The organism is Pseudoxanthomonas taiwanensis (assembly GCF_010093135.1).
GTDB lineage: Bacteria > Pseudomonadota > Gammaproteobacteria > Xanthomonadales > Xanthomonadaceae > Pseudoxanthomonas > Pseudoxanthomonas taiwanensis.
Genome location: NZ_PDWK01000130.1, coordinates 1 through 2064 on the forward strand (window position 1 = coordinate 1; position 2064 = coordinate 2064).

A 2064-nucleotide genomic window follows, 5' to 3' on the forward strand; every position below is an offset into this window, starting at 1 on the left:
CCAGCTGGTTGGCCTGCTCCTCCAGCGCGCGCGCCGCGGCCGAGGCCTCCTCCACCAGCGCCGCGTTCTGCTGCGTGGTCTCGTCCATCTGCACCACGGTCTGGCTGACCTGCTCGATGCCGGCCGACTGCTCGCGCGAGGCGGCCGAGATCTCGGCCATGATGTCGGTGACGGCGCGCACGCTGTCCACGATCTGGCCCATGATGGCGCCGGCCTTGCGCACCAGCTCCGAGCCGTCGGCGACCTTGTTCACCGAGTCCTCGATCAGCGCCTTGATCTCCTTGGCCGCCGTCGCCGAGCGCTGGGCCAGGGTGCGCACTTCCGAGGCGACCACCGCGAAGCCGCGGCCCTGCTCGCCGGCGCGCGCCGCCTCCACCGCGGCATTGAGCGCCAGGATGTTGGTCTGGAAGGCGATGCCGTCGATCACGGTGATGATGTCGGCGATGCGGCGGGAGGCCTCCTCGATGCCATGCATGGTGTCCACCACCTGGCCGACCACCTGGCCGCCCTGGGAGGCGACGTCGGCCGCGCCGATGGCCAGCTCGTTGGCACGGTGCGCGTGTTCGGCGTTCTGCCTGACCGTGGAGGTCAGCTCCTCCATCGAGGCGGCGGTCTCCTCCAGGTTGGCGGCCTGCTGCTCGGTGCGGCGGGCCAGGTCGTTGTTGCCCTGGGCGATCTCGGTGGCGGCGATGTTGATGGCGCTGGCGGCATCCTGGATGCGGCCGACCATGTCCGTCAGGTTGCGGACGGTGGTGTTGGCCGCGTCGCGCATCTGCGCGAACACGCCCTGGTAGTCGCCTTCCATGCGCACGGTCAGGTCGCCGGCGGCCACGGCCTGCAGCACGTGCGAGAGCGACTGCAGGCTGGAGTCGGCGGTCTCCATCAGGCGGTTGAGGTTGTCGATCATGCCGCGGAAGCCGAACTCGAAGCGGCTTTCGTCGCCGCGCACGCTGAAGTCGCCGCGCACCGCGGCCTGGGCGAGGTTGCCGATCTCCTGGCTGAGCGCCAGCAGGTTGGCCTTCACGCCGTCCATGGCCTCCATCAGCATGGCCTTCTCGCCCGGCAGGCGCGGGAAATCCTCGCGCAGGTCGCCGCGGGCGTACAGGCCGGCCAGGCGCGCGGTCTCAAGGGCCGCCTGCACATGGTCGTCGACCAGGCCGTTGATGATCACGGCCAGGTTGCGGTACTCGCCCTCGACGACGGACGGGTCCAGGCGCGCGGAGATGGTGCCCAGCTCGTGCTGGCGGCCCATCTCGCGGGTGGCCTCGATCACCGTGCGCACCGCGTCGCGGGTGGCCTGGATGGCGTGCAGCACCTCGCCGGTCTCGTCGGCACCCCCCTCCAGGCGGGCGCCGTCCAGCCGGCCGGCAGCCAGCGCGCGCGCCGCCGCGGCGGCGCGGCCCAGCGGGCCGGTCAGGCTGCGGGTGAACACCAGGCCGAGGAACACGCCGATGGCGATGGCCACGCCCAGCACCGAGAACAGCGCAACGCGGGCGCGGGCGCCGGCGGCTTCGGCCTCTTGCCGCGCCTGCTCCATCTGCCGGCCTTCGTGCTCGAGGTAGGCGAGCACCGCTTCGCGCCACTGCCGCAGCCCCTGGCTGGCCCGCGCGTTGAGCAGGTCCCTGGCCTGTTCCGCCTCGCCGGCCTGGGCCAGGCCGATCACTTCGTCGTTCGTCGCCACGGTGGCCTCGCGCGCCTGGCCGATGGCCGCCAGCAGCTTCCGGCCCTCCTCGCGGGCCGGCATGGCCTGCAGCTGGTCGAATGCCTCCTCGAAGTTGGCACGGGTCGCGGCGACGGCGTCCCGCGCGGCCCGGCGGTCCGCCTCCGACCCGGCCAGGATCATCGTCTGCATGTGGATGTTCATCTCGTTGGCCGCCCGGTACAGCTGGTTGGCCAGGCGCGTCTTGCCGACGCGCTCGACGGCGATGGTGTCCAGGTGCGACTGCACGGTGGAAAGCGAGATGGCCGACACCACGGCGATGGCCGCCATCAGCAGCAGCATGAGGCCGAAGCCGGCAAACATGCGTTTGCCGACGGTGAAGCGTTGCAGGAACTCGTTCATGG

At 71.6% G+C, this 2064-nt stretch carries 1 protein-coding gene; it reads right to left on the bottom strand.

Annotation, left to right across the window (positions count from 1 at the left end; genetic code table 11):
* A partial coding sequence (locus tag CR938_RS14160; RefSeq protein WP_162125600.1) for a methyl-accepting chemotaxis protein occupies positions 1 to 2064 on the bottom strand: 2064 nt, incomplete at both ends.